At 67.4% G+C, this 25355-nt stretch carries 25 protein-coding genes; 18 read left to right on the forward strand and 7 right to left on the reverse strand.

The window, feature by feature from the left end:
- The first annotated feature begins 69 nt into the window (after positions 1 to 69).
- From B2J86_RS09340 to B2J86_RS09375, 8 genes are all read left to right on the forward strand, one after another.
- Entirely contained in the window at positions 70 to 1074 is a 1005-nt protein-coding gene (locus B2J86_RS09340; RefSeq protein ID WP_169636209.1) for a glycerophosphodiester phosphodiesterase family protein, read from the forward strand.
- Between the two features lie 126 nt (positions 1075 to 1200).
- Positions 1201 to 1995, forward strand: coding sequence for a tyrosine-protein phosphatase (locus B2J86_RS09345; RefSeq protein ID WP_173025342.1), 795 nt, complete (start codon positions 1201 to 1203; stop codon positions 1993 to 1995).
- Between the two features lie 166 nt (positions 1996 to 2161).
- Positions 2162 to 3139, forward strand: coding sequence for a tripartite tricarboxylate transporter substrate binding protein (locus B2J86_RS09350; protein ID WP_169170245.1), 978 nt, complete (start codon positions 2162 to 2164; stop codon positions 3137 to 3139).
- A gap of 102 nt (positions 3140 to 3241) precedes the next feature.
- Complete coding sequence (locus B2J86_RS09355; protein WP_173025343.1) at positions 3242 to 4003, forward strand: 3-oxoacyl-ACP reductase; 762 nt, start codon at positions 3242 to 3244, stop codon at positions 4001 to 4003.
- Between the two features lie 333 nt (positions 4004 to 4336).
- Complete coding sequence (locus tag B2J86_RS09360; RefSeq protein WP_173025344.1) at positions 4337 to 4762, forward strand: VOC family protein; 426 nt, start codon at positions 4337 to 4339, stop codon at positions 4760 to 4762.
- Between the two features lie 27 nt (positions 4763 to 4789).
- Positions 4790 to 5209, forward strand: coding sequence for a YciI family protein (locus tag B2J86_RS09365; RefSeq protein ID WP_173025345.1), 420 nt, complete (start codon positions 4790 to 4792; stop codon positions 5207 to 5209).
- Positions 5210 to 5347: 138 nt separating this feature from the next.
- Positions 5348 to 7177 (forward strand): DEAD/DEAH box helicase, encoded by a 1830-nt coding sequence (locus B2J86_RS09370; RefSeq protein ID WP_173025346.1) that lies wholly within the window; start codon positions 5348 to 5350, stop codon positions 7175 to 7177.
- Between the two features lie 25 nt (positions 7178 to 7202).
- Positions 7203 to 9119, forward strand: coding sequence for an AAA family ATPase (locus B2J86_RS09375; protein WP_173025347.1), 1917 nt, complete (start codon positions 7203 to 7205; stop codon positions 9117 to 9119).
- A 399-nt stretch (positions 9120 to 9518) separates the two neighbouring features.
- Here the strand turns inward: B2J86_RS09375 and B2J86_RS09380 are convergent, their stop codons facing one another.
- Positions 9519 to 10649: a Fic family protein gene (locus B2J86_RS09380; protein ID WP_173025348.1), complete on the reverse strand. Its 1131-nt coding sequence runs from the start codon at positions 10647 to 10649 to the stop codon at positions 9519 to 9521.
- A 280-nt stretch (positions 10650 to 10929) separates the two neighbouring features.
- On the opposite strand from B2J86_RS09380, the gene B2J86_RS09385 reads away from it, so the two are divergent.
- From B2J86_RS09385 to B2J86_RS09405, 5 genes are all read left to right on the forward strand, one after another.
- Positions 10930 to 11244, forward strand: coding sequence for a DUF4148 domain-containing protein (locus B2J86_RS09385; RefSeq protein ID WP_173025349.1), 315 nt, complete (start codon positions 10930 to 10932; stop codon positions 11242 to 11244).
- Positions 11245 to 11472: 228 nt separating this feature from the next.
- Positions 11473 to 11859, forward strand: a complete 387-nt coding sequence (locus tag B2J86_RS09390) for a VOC family protein (RefSeq protein WP_169170699.1) — start codon at positions 11473 to 11475, stop codon at positions 11857 to 11859.
- Positions 11860 to 12002: 143 nt separating this feature from the next.
- Positions 12003 to 13010: an NAD(P)-dependent alcohol dehydrogenase gene (locus B2J86_RS09395; RefSeq protein WP_173025350.1), complete on the forward strand. Its 1008-nt coding sequence runs from the start codon at positions 12003 to 12005 to the stop codon at positions 13008 to 13010.
- Positions 13011 to 13225: 215 nt separating this feature from the next.
- A complete protein-coding gene (locus tag B2J86_RS09400) occupies positions 13226 to 13834 on the forward strand; it encodes a class I SAM-dependent methyltransferase (RefSeq protein WP_173025351.1) in 609 nt (202 codons plus the stop codon).
- The gene (locus B2J86_RS09405) at positions 13816 to 14646 is read left to right on the forward strand and encodes a tRNA-uridine aminocarboxypropyltransferase (protein ID WP_173025352.1); all 831 of its coding nucleotides are present in this window, start codon (positions 13816 to 13818) and stop codon (positions 14644 to 14646) included. The genes B2J86_RS09400 and B2J86_RS09405 overlap by 19 nt, the downstream gene beginning before the upstream one ends.
- A gap of 97 nt (positions 14647 to 14743) precedes the next feature.
- Here the strand turns inward: B2J86_RS09405 and B2J86_RS09410 are convergent, their stop codons facing one another.
- The 3 genes from B2J86_RS09410 to B2J86_RS09420 form a co-directional block, all read right to left on the reverse strand.
- The gene (locus B2J86_RS09410) at positions 14744 to 15382 is read right to left on the reverse strand and encodes a DUF924 family protein (protein ID WP_173025353.1); all 639 of its coding nucleotides are present in this window, start codon (positions 15380 to 15382) and stop codon (positions 14744 to 14746) included.
- Positions 15383 to 15475: 93 nt separating this feature from the next.
- Positions 15476 to 16474 carry a tripartite tricarboxylate transporter substrate binding protein gene (locus B2J86_RS09415; RefSeq protein WP_173025354.1) on the reverse strand — a complete coding sequence of 333 codons (999 nt, stop codon included), beginning with the start codon at positions 16472 to 16474 and terminating at the stop codon, positions 15476 to 15478.
- Positions 16475 to 16542: 68 nt separating this feature from the next.
- A complete protein-coding gene (locus B2J86_RS09420) occupies positions 16543 to 17544 on the reverse strand; it encodes a tripartite tricarboxylate transporter substrate binding protein (protein ID WP_173025355.1) in 1002 nt (333 codons plus the stop codon).
- Between the two features lie 217 nt (positions 17545 to 17761).
- Here B2J86_RS09420 and B2J86_RS09425 point away from each other — a divergent pair, with 217 nt between their 5' ends.
- The 5 genes from B2J86_RS09425 to B2J86_RS09445 all read left to right on the forward strand — a co-directional run bounded on the left by B2J86_RS09425 (position 17762) and on the right by B2J86_RS09445 (position 23597).
- On the forward strand, positions 17762 to 18361 hold the full coding sequence (locus B2J86_RS09425) for a DUF1439 domain-containing protein (RefSeq protein WP_254068023.1): 600 nt from the start codon (positions 17762 to 17764) through the stop codon (positions 18359 to 18361).
- A gap of 128 nt (positions 18362 to 18489) precedes the next feature.
- A complete protein-coding gene (locus B2J86_RS09430) occupies positions 18490 to 18741 on the forward strand; it encodes a hypothetical protein (protein ID WP_169170494.1) in 252 nt (83 codons plus the stop codon).
- 177 nt (positions 18742 to 18918) lie between these two features.
- Complete coding sequence (locus B2J86_RS09435) at positions 18919 to 21756, forward strand: PAS domain S-box protein (protein ID WP_371736350.1); 2838 nt, start codon at positions 18919 to 18921, stop codon at positions 21754 to 21756.
- 273 nt (positions 21757 to 22029) lie between these two features.
- On the forward strand, positions 22030 to 23061 hold the full coding sequence (locus B2J86_RS09440; RefSeq protein WP_169170496.1) for a pirin family protein: 1032 nt from the start codon (positions 22030 to 22032) through the stop codon (positions 23059 to 23061).
- 65 nt (positions 23062 to 23126) lie between these two features.
- A complete protein-coding gene (locus tag B2J86_RS09445; protein ID WP_169636226.1) occupies positions 23127 to 23597 on the forward strand; it encodes a peptidylprolyl isomerase in 471 nt (156 codons plus the stop codon).
- Positions 23598 to 23624: 27 nt separating this feature from the next.
- Here B2J86_RS09445 and B2J86_RS09450 read toward each other — a convergent pair whose 3' ends face one another.
- The 3 genes from B2J86_RS09450 to B2J86_RS09460 form a co-directional block, all read right to left on the reverse strand.
- Complete coding sequence (locus B2J86_RS09450; protein WP_169636227.1) at positions 23625 to 24089, reverse strand: universal stress protein; 465 nt, start codon at positions 24087 to 24089, stop codon at positions 23625 to 23627.
- 107 nt (positions 24090 to 24196) lie between these two features.
- Positions 24197 to 24835 carry a hypothetical protein gene (locus B2J86_RS09455; protein WP_206042718.1) on the reverse strand — a complete coding sequence of 213 codons (639 nt, stop codon included), beginning with the start codon at positions 24833 to 24835 and terminating at the stop codon, positions 24197 to 24199.
- The gene (locus B2J86_RS09460) at positions 24835 to 25353 is read right to left on the reverse strand and encodes a carboxymuconolactone decarboxylase family protein (RefSeq protein WP_169170499.1); all 519 of its coding nucleotides are present in this window, start codon (positions 25351 to 25353) and stop codon (positions 24835 to 24837) included. Before B2J86_RS09460 ends, B2J86_RS09455 begins: the two co-directional genes overlap by 1 nt.
- Positions 25354 to 25355 lie beyond the last annotated feature (2 nt).

A 25355-nucleotide genomic window follows, 5' to 3' on the forward strand; every position in this document is an offset into this window, starting at 1 on the left:
CGCGCTCGGTGTGTCTCACTGCCATGCTGTGGCAGCGTCCTTGTCCGTCTTCATGAAAGGCCCTCTGCGATGTTCAAACCCTCCCTGCTCGCGGCGCTGTGCGTGTGCACCCTGGTCACCGTGGGCTGCAGCAGCCTTGGCACCGGCCCAGCCGGCAGCGCCGCGAAGCCGCAGGTGATAGCGCACCGCGGCGCCAGCGGCTACCTGCCCGAGCACACGCTGGCCGGCTACGAGCTGGCGGTGCGCATGGGCAGCGATTTCATCGAGCCCGACCTGCAGCTCACCCGCGACGGTCAACTGGTCGCCATGCACGACGACAGCTTGCAGCGCACCACCAACGTCGCCAGCGTTTTCGCGCAGCGCGGCGGCGCCTACAAGGTGGCCGACTTCACGCTCGCCGAGATCAAGAGGCTCACCGTACAGCCCTTCGGCCCCACGGCCGGGACGGCGCACGCGGGGTTTGTGCCCACGGCCGCGCAACCGCTGGCGGTGCCCACGTTCCAGGAGGTCATCGATCTGGCCAGGGCGCAAAGTGCGGCCACCGGGCGCGAGGTGGGCATCTACCCCGAGGCCAAGCAGGCCGACCCGGACATGGAGGACGGCATCCTTCAGGCACTGCAGGCCAATGGCTACCGCGCCGGCAGCAAGCTGTTCATCCAGTCGTTCAGCGACGCCACGCTGCGCAGCCTGCGCGCCAAGCAGCAGGCGCAGGGCCTGGCCTACCCGCTGGTGCAGTTGGGCTACGCCGCCGTGGCCGAAGACGGCGGGGTGCGCATGCGCGTGCGGGGCCCCGACGGGTGGAGGCTTCTGACGCTGCCCGAGGTGGCCACCTTCAGCGCGGGCGTGGGTGTCTCCGTCGGCAACAAGGCCTACCCGGTCACCCAGGCCTTTATCGACCAGGCGCATGCTGCCGGAATGCGGGTGCACGGCTGGACCTTCAACAAGCCCGATGCCGCACTTGCCGCGGCCGAGTTCCAGAGTTACCTGGCCATGGGCATGGACGGCATGTTCGCCAACTACCCCGACCTGGCGGTGGCGGCGCGCAATGCCTGGGCGGCCCAGCCCAAGCCCTGAGACCCGGCCCGGGGCGCCGGCTGCCTCTGCGGGCCGCCGCAGCCCGGGCCCGCAACCGGCAGGGCGGAGCGCTGCGGGCGCGCTACCCTCTGCGTGATCCCCTGACCGTTGACCGAGGTTGTTGCCATGTCCCTGCACCCCCGTGCCGTTTCTCCTTCCACCACCCCTGTGCCGGCGCGCTCCATCGCCCTGGCCGGCGCCAGTAATTTCCGCGACCTCGGCGGCTACGCCGGGCATGGCGGGCGCACGCTCAGGTGGCGCCGGTTGTTCCGCGCCGACCATTTGGCCGCGCTCAGCCCGGCCGATCTGCAGGTGCTGCGCGAACTCGGCATTGCCCGCACCGCCGACTTTCGCGGCGAGTCCGAGCGCAGCGCCTTTGCCTACGCGCTGCCCGGCGTCGCGCAGCACCACCTCACCATCGAGCCCACCGTGGTGCAGCGCACGCAGCAGCTGCTGAAGTCGGGCCACCAGCTCACCGCGCAGGACGCGGTGGGCCTGATGCAGGACACCTACCGCGGCTTCGTGCACGACAACGCGCCGCGCTTTGCGCAGCTGTTCGAACTGCTGCTCGACAGCGACGCGCCGCTGGTCTTCCACTGCACCGCGGGCAAGGACCGCACCGGCTTTGCCGCCGCGCTCATCCTGCTGGCGCTGGGCGTGCCGCGCGCCGTGGTCATGCAGGACTACCTGCTCACCAACGCGCTCTACCGCCGGCCCGCGGGCGTGGCCAGCGCCGCACCCGACGACGTGCTGCAGGTGCTCTGGCGCGTGCAGGAAGACTTTCTGGAGGCCGCGCTGCACGGCGTCGAAGCCGAGCACGGCGGCATCCAGCCCTATCTGGAGCGCGTGCTGGGCGTCAACGCCGCCGCGCAGCAGCGCCTGGCGGCGCTGTACCTGGAGCCCCGGCCGGCCGCTGCGTGAGGTGCGGATGACCCACTTGGGGGCGCTGCAGAAATCTGCCCGCCCCAGCGCTTAGCATAGCGGCCGCCACACACCGCTGTGCGCCCGGGCGGCGCCGCCACGGCCCGGCCTGCCGGGCGCTGCGACCGCCCCCTTTTTTCATGACCTTTTCTGGAGAATCCACACCATGCACCCTCGCCGCCTCCTGCTGACCACCGCCGTCTGCCTGGCCCTGGGCGTGGCCACGACCGCCCACGCGGCGTGGCCCGACAAACCGATCAAGCTCATCGTGCCCTTCCCGGCGGGCCAGGCCACCGACATCTTTGCGCGCGCGCTCGCCGACCAGCTGGGCCAGCGCCTGGGCCAGCCCGTGGTGGTCGAAAACAAGGCCGGCGCCGGCAGCAACATCGGCAGCGAGTTCGTCGTGCGCGCCACGCCCGACGGCTACACGCTGCTCGTCGCCGGCAGCGCGATGGCCGTGAACCAGACGCTGTACAAGAAGGTCGGGTTCGACCCCACCAAGGACCTCGTCGGCATCTCGCTGATCGCCAAGGTGCCGCTCATTTTCCTGGCCACGCCCGGCTCGGGCATCACCACCATGAAGGAACTGGTGGCCCAGGCCAAGGCCGCGCCCGGGCAGCTCAACTACGCCAGTGCGGGCATCGGCGGCACGCAGCACCTGTCGGGCGAGATGATGAAGGCGCGCGCGGGCGTGTTCATCACGCACATTCCGTACCGCGGCAGCGGCCCCGCGCAGGCCGACTTCCTGGGCGGGCAGGTGCCACTGATGGTGGACTCGGTCACCGCGGCGATGCCCCACATCCAGTCCAAGCGCGCGATCCCGCTGGCCGTCACGTCGGCGCAGCGTTCCTCGCAGCTGCCCGATGTGCCCACCATGCGCGAAAGCGGCATCCCGGCCCTCAAGGACTTCGAGGCGGTCGGCTGGCTGGGCCTGATGGCGCCCAAAGGCACGCCGCCCGAGATCACCCAGCGCCTGAACCGCGAGGTGGTGGAGCTGCTGCGCAGCGAGCCGCTGGCGCGCTTCATTCGCGAACGGGGTTCGGAGCCGGCGCCCACCACCGGCCCCGAGTTCGACCGCTTCATCGCCAGCGAAGTGCGCCAATGGGGCGCCGCCGTGAAGGCGTCGGGCGCCTCGGTGGACTGAGGCTTTTCTGGCGCCGCCCTGGTGTGGCACAACGCTTCCGGGGCGGTGCGCATTTCGTGTCACCAGCTGGCAGTCCAGCAATTTCTACAGGAGGGCAATGCAATGCTGTTATCCGAACAATGGGTGCTCGTGACCGGCGGCGCACGCGGCCTGGGCCAGGCCATCACGCGCGCCCTGGCGCGCGAAGGTGCCGGCGTGGTCATCAACTACCACCGCAGCGACAAAGCGGCCGGGGCCCTGGCCGAAGAGCTGGGCCCGCGCGCCATCGCGCTGCAGGCCGACGTGACCGACACCGCCGCCGTGCAACGGCTGTTTGCCGCCGCGCACGAGCGCGCCGGCCAGCCCATCAGCAGTGTGGTGAACAACGCGCTGATCGGTTTTCAGTTCGACGGCGACGCGCGCCCGCAGATCGGCGACATCGCGTGGCAGCGCTTCCACCAGCAGATCGAAGGCGCCGTGAAGGGCGCGCTCAACACCCTGCAGGCCGCGCTGCCCGCGATGCGCGCGCAGGGCTTTGGCCGCATCGTGAACGTGGGCACCAACCTGTTCCAGAACCCCGTCGTGCCTTACCACGACTACACCGCCGCCAAGGCCGCGCTCCTGTCGCTCACGCGCACGGCGGCCAACGACCTGGGCCCCGACGGCATCACGGTCAACATGGTCTCGGGCGGCCTGCTGCGCACCACCGATGCCAGCGCCGCCACGCCCGAGGCGGTGTTCGACCTCATCGCCAGCCTGACCCCGCTGCGACGCGTGACGACACCGGCCGAGTTCGCCGACGCCGTGCTGTTCTTCCTCTCGCCCTGGGCGCGCGCCGTGACCGGGCAGAACCTGATCGTGGACGGCGGGCTGGTCAAGGGCTGAGCCGGCGCGCAACATCAAACTTGATAGCTTTCAGCGCTTTCCTGGTAAGGGCTAGGGGCCTTTTTTCCTTATATTCTGGCGCCGCCCGATCTGCGTGGCCTGCGGCCTCGGCAGCGGCCCCGGGGCGTGCGGACGGGCGCCAGACGCGCGTGGGAAAACGCCCTTCTTCGCCGTGTCGCAGGTATCCAGGCGTTCTGGGGCTGGACAGACGCGATTTCTTGGCTATGGTTTCCTACGGCGTCCGCCATGGCGTTCCACCGTGGCTTCTTCGCCCGCACCCCGGCGCGCTGCGCGCGCCTGGTGCCTTGTCCCATCCACCACCGGAGACCCGCCATGCAAATCCAGCCCTACCTGTTTTTTGACGGCCGCTGCGAAGAGGCGCTCAACTTCTACCGCAGCGCCCTGGGCGCCAAAGTCACTACGCTGATGCGCTTCAAGGACGCGCCCGCCAACGCGTCGGCCCCCGGCTGCACGCCCCCGCCCGGCGACAAAATCATGCACGCCAACCTGCAGATCGGCGAGGTGCAGATCATGGCCTCTGACGGCGTGGCGCCGGGCGAAGGCGCATTCAAGGGCTTTGCGCTCTCGCTCTCTCCGGCCACCGACGTCGAGGCCGAGCGCCTGTTCAAGGCCCTGACCGAGGGCGGCTCTGTGCAGATGCCGTTTGGCGGCACGTTCTTCGCCTCTTCGTTCGGCATGATGACCGACCGCTTCGGCGTGCCGTGGATGGTCATCGTGCCGCTGCCTGAGAAAGCCTGAGCCGTATCGCACCACCGGAGGCACCCCATGCGCTTCATGATGCTGATGATTCCGGGCGGCTACGAGTCCGCCGCGCCGGGCCAGATGCCCAGCGCCGAGCACGTCGCGGCCATGATGGCCTACAACGCCGAGCTGCAGAAAGCCGGCGTGCTGCTCTCGCTAGAAGGCCTGCACCCGCCCGCCACCGGCGCGCGCGTGTCGTTTGCCGGCGGCCAGGCCCAGGTGCGCCACGGCCCCTTCCCCGAAACCCGCGAGGCGCTGGGCGGCTTCTGGATGATCGACGTGGCCTCGCAGGACGAAGCCATCGCCTGGGCTCGGCGCTGCCCCGCCTCGGGCAACGAAGTCATCGAGGTGCGCCGCGTGCAGGAAATGGAAGACTTCCCCGCCGACGTGCAAGAGGTCGTGGCCGGCTTCCCCGACCTGCAGGCCGTGCCGCCAACGCACTGAGCGCGCGCCCCTTTTCCGCCGCGCCCCGCCCCCCGCGCGCCCCCTGCGCGCCCGCGCGTCCCGCACGGGTCAGCTTCGCTTCAGCCCCATGGGCTATAAGGGCGACACAGATTGATACAAGCGGAGGGTGGCGGAGACATGGCAACGTTGATACCCGCGCTCGGCAGCTGCGCGGGGCGCATGACCGCTGGCGAGCGCCGGCTGGCCGAGCGGCTGGAGCAAAAACTCGAAGGCGACTACCTGCTGTGGTACGACGTGCCCGTCGGCCCCAAGCAGACCCATCCCGACTTCGTCGTGCTGCACCCGCGGCGCGGTGCGCTGATCCTGGAAACTAAGGACTGGCGGCTCGACACCATCCGCAGGGCCACGCGCCAGTACTTTGAAATTGCGCCGGACGGCCAACCCAAGACGGTGATGAACCCGCTGGCGCAGGCCCGCCACTGCGCCATCGAAGTCGTCAACGCGCTTGAGCGCGACCCGCAACTGGTGCAGGCCGAAGGCCGGCACCAAGGCAAGCTCGCCTTTCCCTGGGGCCACGGCGTGGTGTTCACGCGCATCACGCGCAAACAATTCGACGCAGCGGGGCTGGGCGAGGCGATCGAGCCGCACCGCGCCATCTGCCAGGACGAGATGTACGAAGACGCGGACGCCGAAGCCTTTCAGGAGCGGCTGTGGGCCATGTTCCCCCACGCCTTTGGCGGCGCGCTGTCCCTGCCCCAGCTCGACCGCGTGCGCTGGAACCTGTTCCCCGAGGTGCGCGTGGCCGTGCAGGGCGCGCTGTTTGGCGACGCCACCGATGCACGGGCCGACGGCGAAAACGCCGCCGAACTGCCCAGCATCATGCGCGTGATGGACCTCCAGCAAGAGCAGCTGGCGCGCAGCCTTGGCGACGGGCACCGCGTCATCCACGGCGTGGCGGGCTCGGGCAAGACGATGATTCTTGGCTACCGCGCCGAATACCTGGCCAAGGCGCAGACGCCGGCCAGCAAACCCATCCTCATCCTCTGCTTTAACGAGCCCCTGGGCGTGAAATTGGCCAGTGTGATGGACGCCAAGGGCCTGAGCGACCGCGTGCATGTGCGGCACTTTCACAGCTGGTGCCACCGCCAGCTCACCACCTACGGGCAGGCCCTGCCACCCCAAGGCGGCGGCTTTTACGAAGGCTTGGTCGGCAACGTCATCCGCGCCGTGGAGCGCAGCCAAATCCCCGGCGGCCAATACCAGGCGGTGATGATCGACGAGGGCCACGACTTCGCGCCCGAATGGCTCAAGCTCCTCACCCAAATGGTGGATCCCGCCACCAACAGCCTGCTGGTGCTGTATGACGACGCGCAAAGCATTTACGAACGCGCACGCAGCAAACAGTTCAGCTTCAAAAGCGTGGGCATCCAGGCGCAGGGGCGCACCACCATCCTCAAGATCAACTACCGCAACACGCGGCAGATTCTTCACACCGCCAGCCTGGTCGCCGCAGACCTGCTGACGGCAGACGACAAAGACGACGACGGCATTCCGCTGCTCAAACCCGTGAGCTGCGGGCGCGAGGGGCAAGCCCCCGTCATCATCAAACTGCCCACCATGCGCGACGAAGCCTTTGCCATTGCCGACCACCTGGCCAGCGCCCACAAGGAAGGCTTTGCCTGGGGCGACATGGCCGTGCTGTGCGCGGACTGGAAAACCATGGACCTGTGCGCCAGCGCCCTGGCCCAGCGCAAGCTGCCGCACCGCGTGCGCAAGAAGAGTGGTGAATACCGGCCCGGCGCAGACGCTATTCAGGTGATGACCATGAAGGTCAGTAAAGGGCTGGAGTTTCCCGTGGTGGCACTACCCGGCGTGGGGCATATGCCTGGGCCTGGAGAGGATGAGAAGGAAGCGGCGCGGGTGTTTTATGTGGCGGCTACTAGGGCGACACAGCAATTGTTTTTGGGAATTAGTGGTGATGGGGTTTTTGCAAAACAATTTAGCTAACGCAGAAGATATTTAAGGAAAATATATGCTCCTCGGTATGGGTTTGAAGAACTACAAGGTTTATAAGAATGTCCAATTTATACCTATTTCTTCAGGCGCTAGTTTCACCGCTTATCTTGGGCCCAACGGAATTGGGAAGACCTCCATTTTCGAAGCGTTAGATCGATTTTTTAATGGTGGTGAATGGATAGCCAACAACGAATCAAAGAAGGGCTCCGATGATTCGGCGTTTGTTTCGCCTTTGTTTTTGGTCCCAGTGGGTGACATTTCTTTGACAAAGAAAGAAAAAAGACTAGCCGGTTTAATTAGTGCATTTTTTTGGGATTTTTCTGGCACTCCTTACAACCCGTTTGTTAAATCTGTGATCGAAAGCATAGCCGCAGCAACCGCGTTAGGCTACGACAAAGAATCGCACTATTTATTCCTGCTTGGAAACACTCACCAAACGAACGAAATAGAAATTCCATTCTTCGGGAATGATATTAAGAGGGTTTTTGAGGGGCACGCGGATATTGAGTACGAAGAACTTCCAGAGCTTCTAAAAAAGGTGAAGTCTCATTACCGCTATATATATCTTCCAGCCGAGGCTGATTCGTTGAACTTTAGTAGAATGGAGTCAATGTACATCAGGAAGTTGCTGGATGAGGATATTAAAAAGAAAATCCAAGAATCCATTAGCAAAAATAGCATTGACGAAATTAATAGGAAGCTCAAAGAATTTATAGATCAAATAAACCAAACACTCGATCAATATGTTTACAAAGGAAAGCGTAAAGATCAGCTAACGGCAAACGATCTCATCGAGAGGATTTTTTCTGCTTATTTTGGGATAAAGGTCTTACACAAGAAGAACGGAGGAAAGGAGACAACCATAAAGGATCTGAGCTCTGGGGAAAAGAGGCAGGCCTTGATCGACCTTTCTTACGCATTGATTTCTCGATCAAAGCTAAAGGAATATCAAGTCATTTTGGCAATCGACGAGCCTGATGCATCAATGCACGTTGCCGCTTGCCATGACCAGTTCGAAAAAATAGCCAGAATACCAACTCTGTGCACCCCTGCGCCCCAAGTGCTAATTAATACTCACTGGTATGGTTTTCTCCCGGTAATTCGATCGGGGGTGGCGCACTCCTTATCCCGAGGTGCAAGCTCAATTGAATTTTTCTCATTTAACCTGGAGAATTTTAGAGAATACATTAATCAAAATTATACAAAATCCCACGGAAAGTACCCGAAAGAGGTTGAGCTAAAAAGCTATCAAGACATGATTCAGTCAGTGGTTGTTAGCATGCTTCGCGACAAACCATATAACTGGATATTCTGTGAGGGCTTGTCTGACAAAATTTACCTGACCCACTATTTGTCCGCCCTAGTAGAGAGCAATAATTTGCGGATTGTTCCTCTCGGTGGTTTTAAACAGGTTCGCCGCGTTTACGACTATCTGTCAGCGCCATTAAGCGATAAAGAAGCAGGCTTTAAGGGCAAAGCTCTATGTATCGTAGATACGGATGCCCAGAAGGAACATGTGGAACTTAAGAAAGACTCAAAAAATCTTTTCTTCAAACGCTTGGTGCGTGACGAGAGCAAATTGGAAGTATTGGCTCTTGATGCGGATAGCCAGCATAGCTTTCCAACCGAAATTGAATTTGCTTTGCGCGAGGAAGTCCTCAAAGTGCTACTTTCATCCCCTGAGCACCACAAGGAGATGGAAAACTTCTCAGTTCTACAAGAAATTGTTAAAGCGGCATCCGTAACAAAAGGGTCAAATAATTTGTATGACTATTTGAATCTTGGTCCAAAACAGAAAAAGCAATTGATGGACGATTTTTTTGATGTAGGCAATAACAAAGTCAAATTTGCCCAAGCCTATATTGAGTGTGATCCCGATAAAGCTTTAGAGCCCAAGTGGGTGGCTGCTATAAGACAAACTATCAAGGGTTAATTTGGGAAACCCTGCCCTCCTCGCTGCGTGGGCTTTTGTATGTACTCGGCAGGCCGATTGCGAGCGCCCTTGCTCTATCAGCTGTTAGACATGCGGCATCTTTTTTCTGCGCCCAATTGAGAGCGCGAGCGGCGTAAATCGGTGCAGCAGCGAGGTGCGCTCCATAGACTTGCGTATCCGTCGATCCAGCCCCCGGCGATGGCAGCCACCAAGCAGTCCTCCCCTGTCACGCTGGGCCGGCCGGTGGCTTCTCTTGAAGATGCGCACCCATAGATCAGTCTCGCTGGCGTGGTTGGCCTGCAGCCATGCGTGGAGCTACTCGGGCGTTTCGAAGGTGTGGTGTGCCGTGTTGCTCATGTATTGCTAGCTGCTTGCGCTTATCTCACAGCGGATTGCGGCCTATTTTGCACACAGCTCGTACCCAATACTCCGCCCCCCACCTTCCAGCCTGCGCAGCACGCCGCGCTCCAGCAGGTCGCTGATATCCCGCAGCGCCGTATCCGATGAACATTTGGCAATCGTGGCCCACTTGGCGTTGGTCAGCTTGCCCTCCATGCCGTCCAGCACGCGGTTCAGCACCAGCGTTTGCCGCGCATTCATGGGCGTGCCTGCCCAGCGCTGCCAGAACTGGGCTTTGTCCAGCACGCCCGCCAGCGTGGCGTCTGCACCTTGCACGGCGCGCAGCAGGCAGCCCAGAAACCAATGCAGCCACGGGGTGACGTCCAAGGGGCCTTTTTGGGTGGCTTCCAGCTGGTCGTAATAGTCTTTGCGCTCGCGCTGTATCTGGGCGCTGAAGCTGTAGAAACGTTGATGTGTTCCCTCGGCGCGGGCCAGCGCCATGTCGCCCACGGCGCGGCTCAGGCGGCCGTTGCCGTCGTCAAAAGGGTGCAGGGTGACCAGCCACAGGTGGGCCAAACCGGCCTTGATGAGGGCGTCGCCCGCCGGGACGGCCTCAAACCAGTCAAAAAAGGCCTGGGTTTGCGCGGGCAGGGTGGCGGCGGGCGGGGCTTCAAAGTGCACCTTCTCACGCCCCACGGGGCCGGACACCACTTGCATGGGGCCGCTGGCGTCGGTGCGCCATGCGGCCACGGTGATGCGCGTGCGCCCGCTGTAGCCGGTGGGGAACAGCGCCGCATGCCAGCCAAACAGGCGCTCGGGTGTCAGGGGCTGGTCAAAGTTGCGGGTGGCGTCCAGCACCACGTCCACCACGCCGTCCACATGCCGGTCGCTGGGGGCCAGGGCTCCTATGTCGAGGCCCAGCTTGCGGGCCACGGAGGAGCGAACGGCGTCCAGGTCCAGCCGCTCGCCCTCAATGGCACTGGTGGTGATGACTTCTTGTGTCAGCACCTGCAGGGTGGCTTGGTCGCGCTGCGCCAGCCCCAGCTCTGCCATGCGGCCCGCCAGATGGCCTTGTGCGCGGTGCACCTGGGCCAGCGGCGCGGCCAGGGCCGCGGCATCCCAGCGCCACCGGGGCCAGTCGGGTCGCTGCCAGAGGTAGGTGCGGCGGCGGGGCGGTTTGTCGGTCCACATGCGGCGATTATGGGTTTATTCGCCGCGCTTTGTGCGGTGAATATGGGTTGGGAGCCGGATGCCGACCGCCGGCCCGCACAGAGCATGCGTCTTCGCGCCAATATTTACTTCGCGGAAGTATGTGTTGCACAGGACGGTGTATCCAGAGACAGCGGGCAGAGTAGCTTGCTAGGTTCGACGAAGGCCAATGGCAACAACACTTCGTCGAAAAAGCGCCTAGCGCTGGGCATTTGGCTTGGGTGTGGGCGCATTGCAGCTCAATCAACTACAAGGAAATGCCATGAACACGTACTGCACATTCGCGGTCGCCAGTGTTGTGCTGGCCGCTGCCTCCGGCGCCATCGCAGCGCCGCCAGACACCGAAAGCGCCAACACAGCGCAAAACGCCAATACCCCCCTCACCAGAGAAGCCGTCATCGCCGATCTGATCGCATCGCGCCAGGCCGCGCCCACACAGATGCCGCGCGATGGCGAGTGGTACAACGTGCCGGCCCCGCTGGGCGGCAGGGCCCACACGATGCGCTATGACAATGCGGACTCCGCGCAGCAGCCCATGCCGATGCCGAAGCCCATGATGGATTCCACCACCCAGTAAGGACGTGCCGGGCGTTCAGGCCAGGGGCCAAGCTTCGTCCTCGCCACCCCACCCGCCGGTAGCCCGCATTCCGCCCACCTCCTTTCCGCCGGTCCAGCACCCCAACGGCACGCCCGCCCTGGGCATGTGCTGGGTGCTGTCGCGTGCGTCCATGCAAAGACAGCGCTGCGCCCGTAACATCGCCTGCGCTTGCATTTCGCCCGTATCGGGTCAACCAAGGAGAAATCGATGTTCAGTCATGTGATGGTGGGTGTGAACGATCTGGAAAAGTCGAAGGCGTTTTACGACGCGCTTCTGGGCACGCTGGGCATCGCCCCAGGGTTTGCCAACAAGAACCGCTATTTCTACCGCAGCGGGGGCAACACCTTTGCCATCACAACGCCCATCAATGGCGATTCGGCATGCCACGGCAATGGCAGCACGCTCGGTTTCACCGCGCAGTCCATCGAGCAGGCGGACGCCTGGCACGCCGCAGGCATTGCCAATGGCGGTACCCCCTGCGAAGACCCGCCGGGCTTTCGCGAAGGCCCGGGCGGCACGCTGTATTTGGCATACCTGCGCGACCCGGACGGCAACAAGATCTGCGCGCTGCACCGGCCGCCCAAGGCGGCCTGAAGCAGGCTCGAAGTGGCCTGCGCCGCCTGGCGCGGGTCGCAGGCCAGGCCGGGTTGGGTCACTGGCCCTTGTCACAACCACAGGGGCCAGCCACAGGCAGTACCGGCATCCGTTTTTCTTCTGCGACCGATTGAAGGACAGCCATGAAATCCATCCAGCTCCAGCACCCTGGCGGCCTCGATCGCCTGCACTTGGTCGACCTGCCCGCACCCGGCGCGCCCTTGGCGGGCGAAATCCAGGTGCGCATCCATGCCAGCTCGCTCAATTATCACGACCTGGGGGTGGTGGCGGGCAACGCCCGTGCCGCCGATGGCCGCATTCCCATGGCCGATGGCGCCGGGGTGGTGACCGCCGTGGGCGCGGGTGTGACCGAGTTCACCGTGGGCGATGCCGTGGTGTCCTGCTTCTTTCCGCACTGGCAGTCGGGCCGCAACGTGCCCTCCACCTTTGCCACCGTGCCCGGCGACGGCCTGGACGGCTTTGCGCGTGAGCAGGTCAACATGCCGGTCAACGCCTTCACCCATGCGCCCCAGGGCTACAGCCACGAGGAAGCGGGCACGCTGACCACGGCCGGCCTCACGGCCTGGCGCGCCCTGGTCGTGGACGCCCGCGTGCAGCCCGGCGACACCGTGCTGGTGCTGGGCACGGGCGGTGTTTCCATTTTTGCGCTGCAGATGGCCAAGGCCATGGGTGCGCGCGTGGTTGCCACCACGTCGAGCGAAGCCAAGAAGCAGCGCCTGCTGCAGCTGGGCGCCGACACCGTCATCAACTACCTGGAGCAGCCCGAGTGGGGCGATGTGGTCCTGGCCGCCACCGGCGGGCGCGGTGTCGACCTGGTGGTGGAGGTCGGCGGTCCGGCCACGCTGCCCCAGTCCATCCGCGCTTGTGCGCCGGGCGGCCACATCGCGCTGATCGGCGTGCTCACCGGCTTTGCCGGCGCCGTGCCCACGGCGGAGCTGATGCGCAAGCAGCAAACCCTCAAAGGCCTGATCGTCGGCAACCGCGAGCAGCAGCAGGACATGGTGCGCGCGCTGGAGCAATGGAGCTGGCGCCCCGTGATCGACAGCAGCTACCCGCTCGAGCAGATGGCCGAGGCCTTCGCCCACCAGAAGGCCGGCAGGCACTTCGGCAAGATCTGCCTGCGCTTCTGAGCGCTCAGCCAAGACCCCCTGGCAGGGCCCGCAGGTGGCCCGCGCCGGGGCCGACGCCGCGGCAGTGACAGCAAAATTGATAGCTGTCAGCGTATGCAGCACCTGGGCTGGCGCCCAAAAACACCGCAAATACCGCAGCACCCCATGGCGGCGCCGGCTGGGCCATACTTGCCGGCCTGCGGCCCCATTCCGGGGCCGGCCGACAAGGAGCATGCGTGCAATCTGCGAGTGACCAGTGGTTCGACGAGGCGTACTACCAGCGCTACTACTTCGACAAGAAGACCAGCGTGGTCGACCCCGAGCACGTCGAGCGGCTGGGCGCCTTCGTCTGCAGCTACCTCAAGTATTTGCGCGTGCCGGTGCGCCGCGTGCTCGACGTGGGCTGCGGCATCGGGCTGTGGCGCGACGTGGTCGCGCGGCATTTTCCGCTGGCGTCGTTCCATGGCGTCGAATACAGCGCATACCTGTGCGAGCGCTTTGGCTGGGAGCGCGGCTCGGTGGTCGATTACCAATCGGCCGAGCCGTTCGACTTCGTCATCTGCCAGGGCGTGCTGCCCTACCTGAGCGCGGCCGACCTGCAGCGGGCGCTGCGCAACCTGGCGCCGCTGTGCCGGGGCGCGCTCTACGTCGAGGCGGTCTCGCGCGAGGACTGGGAGCGCGACATCCTCGACGAGACGCTGACCGACCCGCGCCTGTTCCGGCACCGTGCGCAGCTGTACCGGCGCGGCCTCTCGAACGGCTTCATCGAGCTGGGCGGCGGTATGTGGCTGAGCCGCCAGGCCGAGGTGCCGCTGTTCGAGCTCGAATGCGCGGGCGGCCGGTGAGCGTGGCCGACGCCGCCACCCCCAGCGCCGCCGTGGGCCACGCGGTGTCGCGCCTGCGCACCGAACGGCTGGCGCGCAGCGCCAAGCCCTTCCTGGCGCGCGGCGGCTCGCGCGTCGAGCGCTGCGCGGGGTGCCGCGTGGCCGCGAGCCACTGCCTGTGCGCGCTGCGCCCGCCCGTGCCGACGCGCGCCGGCGTGTGTTTGCTGATGGCCGACATCGAGCCGCTCAAGCCCAGCAACACGGGCTGGCTGATTGCCGACGTGGTGGCCGACACCTTTGCGTTTGGCTGGGCGCGCACCGAGGTCGATCCGGCCTTGCTGGCCCTGCTGGCCGACCCGCAGTGGCAGCCGGTGCTGGTGTTTCCGGGCGAGTTCGTAGCGCCGCCGCGCGTGGTGACCGAGGTGCCAGCGTGCACCGCCCCGAGCGGCCCGGCGGTGCCCGAAGGCCGGCGCCCGCTGTTCGTGCTGCTCGACGCGACCTGGCCCGAGGCGCGCAAGATGTTCCGCAAGAGCCCGTACCTCGACCGGCTGCCGGTGCTCAGCCTGCGGCCCGAGCAGCTCTCGCGCTACCGCCTGCGCCGCTCGCGCTGCGCCGAGCACCTGTGCACGTCCGAGGTGGCGGCGCTGTGCCTGGAGCTCGCCGGCGAGACCCACGCGGCGCAGACGCTGGAGGCCTACCTCGACGTGTTCACCGACCACTACCTGCAGGCCAAAAACCAGCAGCCGGTGGACTGGAGCGATGCGGCGCATGCGCGCCTGCTCGGTTTGAGCGGGCCGGGCGGTGGGCTGCAGGCGTTGGACCGCGCCGCATAAGGCGTGCCAAACGCGCCTGGTGGCGCCGCGGCATCATCAAATTTAATAGCTGTCAGCGCTCTGTACATCAGCGTTTGCGGCTGATTTCACGGTATTTTCAGAAGCCCGCACCGGGCTGCGCCAGATAGGCGCGCTCTTCGGCCGTGCTCTCGCGCCCGAGGATCGCGTTGCGGTGCGGAAAGCGGCCGAAGCGCGCGATCACGTTCTGGTGCTGGCGCGCGTAGTCGAGCGCGCTGGCCAGCAGCGCCTGGGTGTGCGGCGTGGCCTCGGCGGCCAGTTCGGTGAAGGCCTGCACGCTGCGTGCCTGCAGCGCTGGGTCTTCGGCGTGCTCGAGCGGAAGGTACAGAAAGGTGCGCGCCACGGTGGGCAGGGCGCGGTCGTGGCCTTCGGCGATGGCCTGCAGCGCGAGGGCCAGCGCCTGCGCGTCGCCGGCGAAGCTGCGGGGCGTGCCGCGGTGCACGTTGCGCGTGAACTGGTCGAGCACGATGGCGAGTGCCAGGCTGCCCCAGGGGCCGCGCGCCCAGGTGTCGAGGCGCCCGGCCAGCGCCTCGTCGACCAGCGCGCCAAAGCGCCGGGCGATGTCGGCATCGCCCGCGTCCGACTTCGTGAACCACAGGCTTTGCCGCGTGAGCGCGCTGGCGTCGGTGGGCACCTCGGCGCCGAGCCAGAACGCCAGCACATCGGCGATGCGCGGATCGGCGGCGGACTTCGGGGGCAGGGACGGCGGGGTGGGCATGGCGGCAGGTCTCCGGGTTGGCGCCGGTCGGCGCGAAGGGCCATTGTGCGGCGCTTCACGGCGCGCCGCCCGGCGCCACCGGGTGCGCGGAGATCAGTCCGCGCGGATGCCCGCCTTGGCGACGATGTCCTTCCAGCGCTTTTGCTCGCTGGCGATGAACGCGGCGAACTGCTCTGGCGTTTCGCCACCGGGCACCGCGTCTTCGTGCGCAAAGCGCTCTGCGACGGCGGGCGACTTGAGCGCGGCGGCGCAGGCCAGCTGCAGGCGCTTGACCACGTCGGGCGGCGTGCCCGCGGGGGCCAGCATGCCGTACCACTGCACCGACTCGAAGCCCGGGTAGCCGGACTCGGCCACGGTGGGCATCTGGGGCAGTGACGGCAGGCGCGCCTTGGTGCCGGTGGCGATGCCGCGCAGCGTGCCCTTCTTGATGTGCGTGCCCAGCGCCGGGGTGCCCGCCGAGAACAGCTGGATGCGCCCGGCCATCAGGTCGTTGAGCGCCGGGCCGGTGCCGCGGTAGGGAATGTGCGTGGCCTTCAAGCCCGTGGTGAGCTTGAGGTATTCCATCGCCAGGTGCCCGGCGCTGGCGTTGCCGGCCGAGGCGTAGTTGAGTTCGGTCGGGTTTTTCTTGCTGTACTCGACCAGCTCTTGCAGGTTCTTCGCGGGCACGCTGGGGTGGGCCACGAACAGGCTCGGCACCTTGACGAACAGCGTGACGGGAACGAAGTCCTTGTTCACGTCGTAGCCGGGGTTGTTGTAGATGAACGGGTTCACCGCCAGCGAGCCCACGTGGCCCTGGATGAGCGTGTAGCCATCGGCCGGTGCGCGCGCGGTCTCGAGCATCGCGGGGATGCCGCCGCCGCCGGCCTTGTTGTCCACCATGACGGTGGTGCCGAGGATGCGCGTGAGTTCATGGGTGACCGCACGGCCGACGATGTCCGAGGTGCCGCCGGGCACGAACGGCACGATGAAGCGCACGGTGCGGCCCTTGGAGGGCCAGGCCGCATTCTGGGCGTGCACGACGGTCGCGGGCAGGGCCGCGGCCGCGCCGGCGGCCAGCAGCGTGCGGCGCGTGAGGTAAAGGGGTTCGGTCATCAGGACTCCTGTGATTTGTGGTTATTTGTGGTTGGGGGATGCGCACCCCGGACGGGGTGCTGCGCGGGTCAGTCGGGTTTGACGTCCAGCTGTTTCACCACCTGGGTCCAGGTGGCGATTTCCTGGGCGATCAGCGCCTTGAATTCCGCCGGGCTGCCGCCCGCGGGTTCGGCGCCGTCGGCCTGGAATTTCTTCGGCGTGGCGGGCAGGGCCAGCACCTTGTTCACTTCGGTGTTGATGCGCTGGACGATGTGCGCCGGCAGGCCTTTGGGCCCGATCAGGCCGTACCACAGCGTGACGTCGTAGCCGGGGTAGCCCGACTCGGCAATCGTCGGCACCTGGGGCAGCGCGCTCAGGCGCTTGGGCGTGGTGACGGCGAGCGCCCGCAGCTTGCCCGCGCTGACGTGCGGCAGCGCGCTGGCCGTGGCGGCGAAGTACACGTCCACCTGTTTGCCCAGCATGTCGTTGAGTGCCGCGCCGCCGCCCTTGTAGGGGATGTGGTTCATCTGCACGTCGGCGCGGTTGGCGAATTCGGCGGCGGCCAGGTGCAGCGCGCTGCCCTTGCCCGACGAGGCATAGGTCAGGTGGCCCTTGCGCTCCCTGGCCGCCTGCGCGATGTCCTTCATGCTGTGGAAGCCCGAGTCGGGGTGCGTGACCACGAGCAGCGGGCCCGCCGAAATCTGGGCCACCGGCGTGATGTCGTTCACCGGGTCGAACTTGAGCTTGTAGAGGCTGGGGTTGACGGTGTAGCTCGCCGAGATCAGCGTGAAGGTGTAGCCGTCGGCCGGCGCGGCCAGGCCCGCCTCCACGCCAATCAGGCCGCCCGCGCCGGCCTTGTTTTCCACCACCACGGGCTGGCCCAGCGCGTTGGTCAGGCCCTGGGCGATGTAGCGGCCCACGATGTCGGCCCCGCCCCCGGGCACGAAGGTCACGATGAGCTTGATGGGCCGCGTGGGGTAGTCGGCGCCGGCGGCCGGTGTCTGTGCCGCAGCGGTGTCGCAGGCCAGGGCGGCCAGCAGGCCGCCACCGAGGGAGGCAAGGCGCAAGGAAGTCGGGAAGTGCAGGGGCATGGCGGGGTTCAGGAAAGGGAAGGGACGGAGCTGCTCGGCGGCGGTGGCAGGGCCGGGTGCGCCCAAAGCCCGCATTCTCGGATGGCGCCGCGCAAGCGGTGAGCCCTGTCGGCGGATACCAGATATCAGACAAAGGCATAGCAGGCCGGAACCGGTGCGGCGCCGCCGTGCGCGGGCCTTACAGCCCGTCACAGGCGCCTGCCGCACAATCGGCGCCATGCACTGGTCCGCCCCCTCTTTCCCGTCCCGCAGCGCCCTGCCACGCCGCCACTGGCTCGCCAGCGCGGCGCTGGGCCTGGCGCTGGCCGCCACCGCGTGCACGGGGCCGGCGCTGCCGCGCAGCGTCACGCTGTCGCTCGAGACGCTGCAGGACAAGCTCGCGCAGCGCTTTCCGCGCAGCTATCCCGTGGCTGGCCTGGTCGAGCTGAACCTGCAGGCGCCGCGCCTGGCGCTGCGGCCCGAGCGCAACCGCATCAACGCCGTGGTCGCGCTGCAGGCCCAGGGCGCGGCGCTGCGCCGCACCTACGACGGCACGCTGGACCTGGACTTTGCGCTGCGCTACGAGCCAAGCGACCACACGGTGCGCGCCTACGAGCTGCAGGTGCATGCGCTGCAGTTCGACGGCCTGCCCGCGCAGGCCGCGCAGCTGCTCAGCGGCCTGGCGCCGCAGCTGGCACAGCAGGCGCTGCGCGAGGTGGTGCTGCACCAGTTCCAGCCCAAGGACCTGGCGCTCGCCGACAGCCTGGGCCTGCAGCCCGGGCGCATGACGGTGACGGAGCGCGGCCTGGTGGTCGAGCTGGTCAGCAAGCAGCCCTGAGCGGGCCGGCAGCCGAGGTTGGCCCTGAGACCGGCGCGGGGCCGCCGGCTTCGTTACAGTAGCCCCCCGCGCCACGCCTGGCAGCGCCGGGCGCGCACCCTTCCATCCCTCACCCTCCACATCCCACCATGACCAAGGACCTGGCTCGACAGAGCGAACTCAAGAAGATGGAGCTGTGCGACGCGTGCGCCGGCATCCAGCGCAACTGGCGCCGTGCGCCCGGCCATGCCGAGCTGGTGCAGCGCGGCAACCGCAAGGAAGAACGCGACCACGGCGAGGTCACCATCACGCGCTACGTGTGCGACCGCTGCGGCACGGCCTGGGAGTACGAGAACGACAAGACCAACCAGCAGGCGGGCTGGTCGGTGGTGGGCCGCTGAAGGCCGCTCCCGCGCACCAGGCCCGCGGCGGCGCCCGCAGCACCCGCAGCGCGGCCCCGAATTCATGCGTTGGGCACGCGCCCACTTCGCCCGGCCGCACGCGGTGGGCGGGTAGGGGCTATAAAGGTGCGTATGCACGACGTTACAAAATCCAGCAATTTCCACGGTAGCGGTTCCGTGCCGCCTTTTCTCGTGGCGGGCGGGCGCATGGCCGCACTGGTGGTGGCCTTCGACTGGAGCGCCACGGCCCTGGGGCCATTGCAGGACTGGCCCGTGGACATGACCGCGCCGATCGCGCTGATGCTGCGCTCGAAGGTGCCGATGGTGATGCTCTGGGGCCCCGCAGGCGTGCTGATCTACAACGACGGCTACGCGGCGTTCTCGGGCGACCGCCACCCCGCGATCCTGGGCCAGCCGGTGCGCCAGGCCTGGCCCGAGGTCAGCGACTTCAACCACCAGGTGCTGGAGAAATGCCTCGCGGGCGAGACGCTGTCGTACAAGGACCGGGAGTTCTGGCTGCACCGCACCGGCCAGAGCGAGCAGCTATGGACCGACCTTGACTACTCGCCCATTCTGGACGCCCGGGGCGTCCCCGCCGGCGTGCTGGCCATCGTCATCGAGACCACCGCCAAAGTGCGCGCCCAGCGCCGCGTGAGCAGCGAGCGCGAACGCCTGCACCGCATGTTTGCCCAGGCCCCGGGCTTCATGGCCATGCTGCACGGGCCCGAGCATGTGTTTGACATGGCCAACCCGGCTTTCATGCAGCTCATCGGCCACCGCGATGTGATGGGCAAACCGGTGCGCACGGCGGTGCCCGACGTCGAAGGCCAGGGGTTTTTCGAGCGGCTCGACCAGGTCTTTGCCAGCGGCGAGGCCTTTTTTGCGCAGTCCATGCCAGCGCTGCTGCAGCGCATCCCGAATGCCGCGCCCGAGCAGCGCTATGTCGACCTCGTCTACCAGCCGGTGCGCGGCGAGAACGACCAGGTGATCGGCATCTTTGTCGAAGGCGCCGACGTGACTGCGCGCGTGCAGGCCGAGGCCGCGGTGCGTGCCAACGAGCGGCAACTGCGCGAATTTGCCCAGGCCATGCCCAACCACGTCTGGGCCGCCGGGCCCGACGGCGCGCTCGACTGGTTCAACGGCATCGTCACGCAGTACAGCGGCCTGCCCTTGCCCGCGCTGCAGGAAGGCGGTTGGAAGACCCTGGTGCACCCCGACGACCTGCCCGCGGCGCTGCGCCACTGGAGCGGCGCGGTGCGCGCCGGCACGCCCTACGAGGTCGAGTTCCGCCTGCGCCGCGCCGATGGCGCCTACCGCTGGCACATCGCGCGCGCGCAGGCCATCCGGGATGCCGCGGGGCGCATCACGCGCTGGGTGGGCACCAACACCGACATTGACGAGCAAAAGCGCACTACCCGGGCGCTGGCGCACCTCAACGACCACCTTGAGCAGCAGATTGCCGCGCGCACCGCCGACCGCGACCGCATGTGGCGCCTCTCGACCGACGTCATGCTGGTGTGCGACCTGGAGGGCAGCATGGTCTCGGTCAACCCGGCCTGGACGACGCTGCTGGGCTGGCCGCAGGCCGATCTGGTGGGGCGCAACTTCCTCGAGTTCGTGCACCCCGACGACCTGCAAGCCACCCACGCGGAAATGGCCAAGCTGGCGCAGGGCATCACCACTTTCCGCTTTGAAACCCGCTACCGGTGCCAGGACGGCAACTACCGTCTGCTGGTGTGGACGGCGGTGCCCGAAGTGGGCTTCGTCCACGCCGTCGGGCGCGACGTGACCGCGGACCGCGAGGCCGCGCAGGCGCTCAAGCGCACCGAGGCGGCGCTGCACCAGGCGCAGAAGATGGAGAGCATCGGCCAGCTCACGGGCGGCGTGGCGCACGACTTCAACAACCTGCTGCAGGTCATCTCGGGCAACCTGCAGCTGCTCGGGCGCGCGGTGGCCGGGCAGGAGAAGCCCCAGGGCTATGTGAAAAGCGCGCTCGCCGCCGTGCGCCGCGCCGCCAAGCTGGCCGACCAGCTGCTGGCGTTCTCGCGCCGCCAGCCGCTCGCGCCCACGACCGTCAACCTCGGGCGCTTTGTCACCGGCCTCGAGGAGCTGCTGCGCCGCACGCTGGGCGAGAACATCGCGATCGAGACCCTGGTGGCCGAGGGGCTGTGGAATTCGCTGGTCGACCCGACGCAGGTGGAAAACGCGCTCTTGAACCTGGCCTTCAATGCGCGCGACGCGATGAACGGCAGCGGGCGGCTGACCATCGAGGCGAGCAATGCCGTGCTCGACGAGGCCGATGTGCACGAGCATCCCGACCTGGCGGCGGGGCAGTACGTGCTGCTGGCCGTCACCGACACCGGCAGCGGCATGGCGCCCGAGGTGCTGCTCAAGGCCTTCGAGCCGTTCTTCTCGACCAAGTCCGAAGGCAAGGGCACGGGCCTGGGGCTGTCGATGGTCTACGGCTTCGCCAAGCAGTCGGGCGGGCATGTCAAGGTGCTGAGCGAACTCGGCCAGGGCACGACCGTCAAGCTGTTCCTGCCGCGCAGCCTCGACGACGAGGCCCCCGCGCTGGCGGCGCCGGCGCAGGAAGGGGCCGGCGGCAGCGAGACCATCCTGGTGGCCGAGGACGACGAGGGCGTGCGCGCCACCGTGGTCGAGCTGCTGCAGCAGCTGGGCTACCAGGTGCTGCAGGCGCGCGATGCGGCCTCTGCGCTGGCCATCGTCGACTCGGGCGTGCCGATCGACCTGCTGTTCACCGATGTCGTCATGCCCGGCAGCCTGCGCAGCCCCGAGCTCGCGCGCCGCGCGCGCGAACGCCTGCCGCACCTGGCCGTGCTGTTCACCTCGGGCTACGCGCAGGACGCCATCGTGCACGGCGGGCGGCTCGACGCGGGCGTCGATCTGCTGGGCAAGCCCTACACGCAGGACGCGCTGGCCCGCAAGATCCGCCACGTGCTGGCCTACCAACAACGCGCGCCGGCCACGGGCCGCGATGCGCTGCCAGCGCACTGAGACGGCCGCGCCCCGCGCCGGCCGCGGCGGGGCGCAGGGCCATGCGGCTGCGCTATCAAAAAAGAGAGCTGCCAGCGCTGACTGGGCCTGCGTTTTCGCCGCTTTTGGCATAAAAACAAGGCGCCCGGAGCGGGGCGCCGCGCAGGCGCGGCTGCAACACACTGTTCCAGTGCCGGCCCTTTTCTTTTGTGCCCCCGGCGCCCATCTGGGGCTGTACCCGCCGCTTGGCCGCCGCACCTGCGCGGCGGCGATTTCACTCCCAGGAGCCTTGCCATGACCTCTCCCATCCTGCACGCCGAGCCGCTCGGCCCGCTGTGGCCCACGCTCGATCCGTTTCTGTTTTGTGCCCACCACGACGACGCCTACCCCGCGGGCAACGGCGCCATGGCGCCGGCGGTGGCGCTGGAAGGCCGCGCCATCGGCAGCGACTTCAGCCGCAAGGACGGCTGGAGCATGTACCACGGCGACACCGTGCCCGGCTTCCCGGGCCACCCGCACCGGGGCTTTGAAACCGTCACGCTGGTGCGGCGCGGCCTGATCGACCACTCCGACTCGCTCGGCGCGGCCGCGCGCTTTGGCGGCGGCGATGTGCAGTGGGTCACGGCGGGCAAGGGCATCCAGCACTCGGAAATGTTCCCGCTGCTCAACGATGCCGCGCCCAACCCGCTCGAGCTGTTCCAGGTCTGGCTGAACCTGCCGGCGCGCCAGAAGTTGGTGGAGCCGCACTTCACCATGCTGTGGAACGAGCGCATTCCGCGCCTGGTGCACCACGACGCGCAGGGCCGCGCCACGACCGTCACGGTGGTGGCCGGCGCGCTGCCCGGCGCCCCGCCGCCGCTGGCGCCGCCGCCCGAGTCGTGGGCCGCGCACCCCGGCTCCGATGTGGCGATCTGGACGCTGCACCTGGCGCCGGGCGCGCAGTGGCCGCTGCCGGCCGCGCAGGGCCAGGGCACGCGCCGCATGCTGTACTTCTTTGCCGGCGAAGGCCTGCGCATCGGCAGCGAAGCGGTGCATGCGCACGCCGCGCTGGAGCTTGCGGCCGGGCAGGACCTGCCGCTGGTCAACACCGGCGGGACGCCGGTGGAATGCCTGCTGCTGCAGGGCCGCCCGATTGGCGAGCCGGTGGTGCAGTACGGCCCCTTCGTCATGAACACGCAGCAGGAGATTGCCCAGGCGCTGCAGGACTACCGCCGCACCCAGTTCGGCGGCTGGCCCTGGCCGCAGGCCGACCCGGTGCACGGCAGCGCGCCGCGGCGCTTTGCGCGCTACCCCGGGCAGACCGAGGACGAGGTGCCGGGCGCCTGAGCGACAATACCGGCTGCCATTTTCCGGGCCCGCGCGGGGCCCGGTTCCGACAGAGATCACGCTGCATGAACATCACCAAAGACACCGCCGTCACCCTGGCCTACACCGTCACCAGCCCGCAGGGCAAGCCGCTCGACGCGGGCAAGCTGGCCTACCTGCACGGCGGCTACGAGAACATCTTCCCCAAGGTCGAGGCCGCGCTCGAAGGCCAGGCCGCAGGCTTTGCCACCACGCTCGACCTGTCGGCCGAGGACGCCTTTGGTGCGCGCGACGAGGCGCTCGTGCGCACCATCCCCAAGAGTGAGTTCCCGCCCGGCGTGAAGGTCGGCGGCCAGCTGCAAGGCGTGGGCGAAGACGGGCAGCCGCAGGTCTTCCACGTCGTCAAGATCAAGGGCCCCGAGGTGCACCTGGACGGCAACCACCCGCTGGCCGGGCAGGCGCTGCGCTTTGCCTGCAAGGTGGTGGCGGTGCGCGCCGCCTCGGCCGAAGAGGTCACCCACCGCCACGTGCACGGCGAGCACGGCCACCACCACTGAAGCCGCGGGCGCGGCGGCCGAGGGGCTTCAGTCCGGCGCCACGGCGTCCGAGCCGCGCACCAGCAGCACCGGCACGGGGCAGGTGCGCACCACCTGCTCGGCATCGCTGCCCAGCAGCATGCGGCCCACGCCGCGCCGCCCGTGCGTGCCCAGCACCACCAGGTCTGCCGGCCACTTTTTCACCTGCTCCAGCACCAGGTCGGCCAAGCGGCTGCGCACGCCTTCCTCCATGGCCGTGTCCGCCGCGATCCCTTCCGCCAGCGCCTGCTGGTGGCCGTCCTGCAGGATTTTCTGGCCCTCTTTCTGCAGCGCGTCATAGACGTCGCCGCTGAAGGCGCCATAGGCGCCCATGCCCAGGGTCAGCGACAGTGCGTCCACCATGTGCAGCAGGCGCAGCTGGCCGCCCGTGAGGCGTGCCAGGCGTATGGCCTCTGCCAGGCCCTGCAGGGAGGTGGGGCTGCCGTCGATCGGCACCAGGATCCGTTGGTACATGGCGTTCTCCTTGGGCCCCGGATGTGGCGGTGGGGCGGGGAGAGTTTGCCTTCTTTGCGGCGCCGGCACCACTGCCGCGTGCGGCGCGGCGGGTGCGGCCGGCGGGCTCAGGGCGCTGCCAGGGCCCGGAACATGGTGCGTTGGGTGTTGGTGAAATGCGGGCGCGTGGTGTCGCTCCAGGCCGTGGCGCGCACCGCCAGCCAGGCGGGCGAGCCCAGGGCTTCTGCGGTGACCAGGTCGTAACAGGCCAGCGACAGCGGGCCGTGATCGTGGTTGAGCAGGCGTCGCGCGTGGATGCAGCCGGGCACGGCAGCCAGGCCGGGCATGTGCTCGCCGTCGTACCAGCGCGCAATCTCGGGCATCCAGCCGTCCTCGGGGTCCATCTCTACGACATAGTGCGCCGTCGGCACCGCGCCGCTCGAATGGCCGGCGCGCTCGAACACCAGCTCCAGCCGCGACAGCAGGACCTCGCACGCACCGGGCAGGGCGCTTTCGAGCGTGGCCTGCAGCGGCGCCAGGTCGGCGGCGGCGAGCGCGGTGCGCTGCGCCAGCGCGCAGTACAGGTAGGCACTGCGCAGCGCAGGCGACCAGGCACTGCGCTGCACGCGCAGGCCCAGCGGGCTGTGCGCCAGCGCCGCCTGGACGGTGCCGGTCGCCTGTTCGGCCTGGGCGGCATCGGCCGCGCTGGTTTCGGGCCAGCCGATCTGCAGCAGCAGAAAGTCGGTGGGGTGGGCGTGGGGCTGCATCAATGTCCGATCTGCAAGGCGACGAGAAAACGCGACACCATGTTGTAGGCGCCGATGGTGGCGCACAGGTCCACTTGGCCCTGCGCATCAAAGTGCGCGCGCACCTGCTCGAACAGGGCGTCGGGCACGTCGATGTCGCGCGTCATGGCGTCGGTCAGCTGCAGCGCCACGCGCTCGGCCGGCGTCCAGGGCGCATCGGCCGGCAGCGCGGGGCTGCGCGTGGCGTCGATGGCCGCCTGCGACGTGCCGGCCTTGAGCGCGTGCGGCACATGCGCATCGAACTCGTAGGGCGCGCGGTTGAGCACCGCCACGCGCAGGATCACCAGCTCGCGCAGGCCCGCGTCGAGGCTGCTGCGGTTGCGCACGGCCGAGAGCATCTGCTCCCAGCCGTGGGCGATCGGCGGGCTGTTGAGCAGCGCCTGGTACAGCACCGAGATGCGGCCGCGTTCGGCCAGGATCTGCGCCTCTTGCGCAGCCAGTTCCGGGCGCGTGCCCGGCAGGATGGGGTCGATTCTCATCA

The organism is Acidovorax sp. SRB_14 (assembly GCF_012932145.1).
GTDB lineage: Bacteria > Pseudomonadota > Gammaproteobacteria > Burkholderiales > Burkholderiaceae_C > Simplicispira.

What these genes read in the sequence shown, in the direction of transcription:
- B2J86_RS09340 (WP_169636209.1), top strand. Translation starts at nt 70, where the DNA reads ATGTTCAAACCCTCCCTGCTCGCGGCGCTGTGCGTGTGCACCCTGGTC.
- B2J86_RS09345 (WP_173025342.1), top strand. Translation starts at nt 1,201, where the DNA reads ATGTCCCTGCACCCCCGTGCCGTTTCTCCTTCCACCACCCCTGTGCCG.
- B2J86_RS09350 (WP_169170245.1), top strand. Translation starts at nt 2,162, where the DNA reads ATGCACCCTCGCCGCCTCCTGCTGACCACCGCCGTCTGCCTGGCCCTG.
- B2J86_RS09355 (WP_173025343.1), top strand. Translation starts at nt 3,242, where the DNA reads ATGCTGTTATCCGAACAATGGGTGCTCGTGACCGGCGGCGCACGCGGC.
- B2J86_RS09360 (WP_173025344.1), top strand. Translation starts at nt 4,337, where the DNA reads ATGCAAATCCAGCCCTACCTGTTTTTTGACGGCCGCTGCGAAGAGGCG.
- B2J86_RS09365 (WP_173025345.1), top strand. Translation starts at nt 4,790, where the DNA reads ATGCGCTTCATGATGCTGATGATTCCGGGCGGCTACGAGTCCGCCGCG.
- B2J86_RS09370 (WP_173025346.1), top strand. Translation starts at nt 5,348, where the DNA reads ATGGCAACGTTGATACCCGCGCTCGGCAGCTGCGCGGGGCGCATGACC.
- B2J86_RS09375 (WP_173025347.1), top strand. Translation starts at nt 7,203, where the DNA reads ATGCTCCTCGGTATGGGTTTGAAGAACTACAAGGTTTATAAGAATGTC.
- B2J86_RS09380 (WP_173025348.1), bottom strand. Translation starts at nt 10,649, where the DNA reads ATGTGGACCGACAAACCGCCCCGCCGCCGCACCTACCTCTGGCAGCGA.
- B2J86_RS09385 (WP_173025349.1), top strand. Translation starts at nt 10,930, where the DNA reads ATGAACACGTACTGCACATTCGCGGTCGCCAGTGTTGTGCTGGCCGCT.
- B2J86_RS09390 (WP_169170699.1), top strand. Translation starts at nt 11,473, where the DNA reads ATGTTCAGTCATGTGATGGTGGGTGTGAACGATCTGGAAAAGTCGAAG.
- B2J86_RS09395 (WP_173025350.1), top strand. Translation starts at nt 12,003, where the DNA reads ATGAAATCCATCCAGCTCCAGCACCCTGGCGGCCTCGATCGCCTGCAC.
- B2J86_RS09405 (WP_173025352.1), top strand. Translation starts at nt 13,816, where the DNA reads ATGCGCGGGCGGCCGGTGAGCGTGGCCGACGCCGCCACCCCCAGCGCC.
- B2J86_RS09410 (WP_173025353.1), bottom strand. Translation starts at nt 15,382, where the DNA reads ATGCCCACCCCGCCGTCCCTGCCCCCGAAGTCCGCCGCCGATCCGCGC.
- B2J86_RS09415 (WP_173025354.1), bottom strand. Translation starts at nt 16,474, where the DNA reads ATGACCGAACCCCTTTACCTCACGCGCCGCACGCTGCTGGCCGCCGGC.
- B2J86_RS09420 (WP_173025355.1), bottom strand. Translation starts at nt 17,544, where the DNA reads ATGCCCCTGCACTTCCCGACTTCCTTGCGCCTTGCCTCCCTCGGTGGC.
- B2J86_RS09425 (WP_254068023.1), top strand. Translation starts at nt 17,762, where the DNA reads ATGCACTGGTCCGCCCCCTCTTTCCCGTCCCGCAGCGCCCTGCCACGC.
- B2J86_RS09430 (WP_169170494.1), top strand. Translation starts at nt 18,490, where the DNA reads ATGACCAAGGACCTGGCTCGACAGAGCGAACTCAAGAAGATGGAGCTG.
- B2J86_RS09440 (WP_169170496.1), top strand. Translation starts at nt 22,030, where the DNA reads ATGACCTCTCCCATCCTGCACGCCGAGCCGCTCGGCCCGCTGTGGCCC.
- B2J86_RS09445 (WP_169636226.1), top strand. Translation starts at nt 23,127, where the DNA reads ATGAACATCACCAAAGACACCGCCGTCACCCTGGCCTACACCGTCACC.
- B2J86_RS09450 (WP_169636227.1), bottom strand. Translation starts at nt 24,089, where the DNA reads ATGTACCAACGGATCCTGGTGCCGATCGACGGCAGCCCCACCTCCCTG.
- B2J86_RS09455 (WP_206042718.1), bottom strand. Translation starts at nt 24,835, where the DNA reads ATGCAGCCCCACGCCCACCCCACCGACTTTCTGCTGCTGCAGATCGGC.
- B2J86_RS09460 (WP_169170499.1), bottom strand. Translation starts at nt 25,353, where the DNA reads ATGAGAATCGACCCCATCCTGCCGGGCACGCGCCCGGAACTGGCTGCG.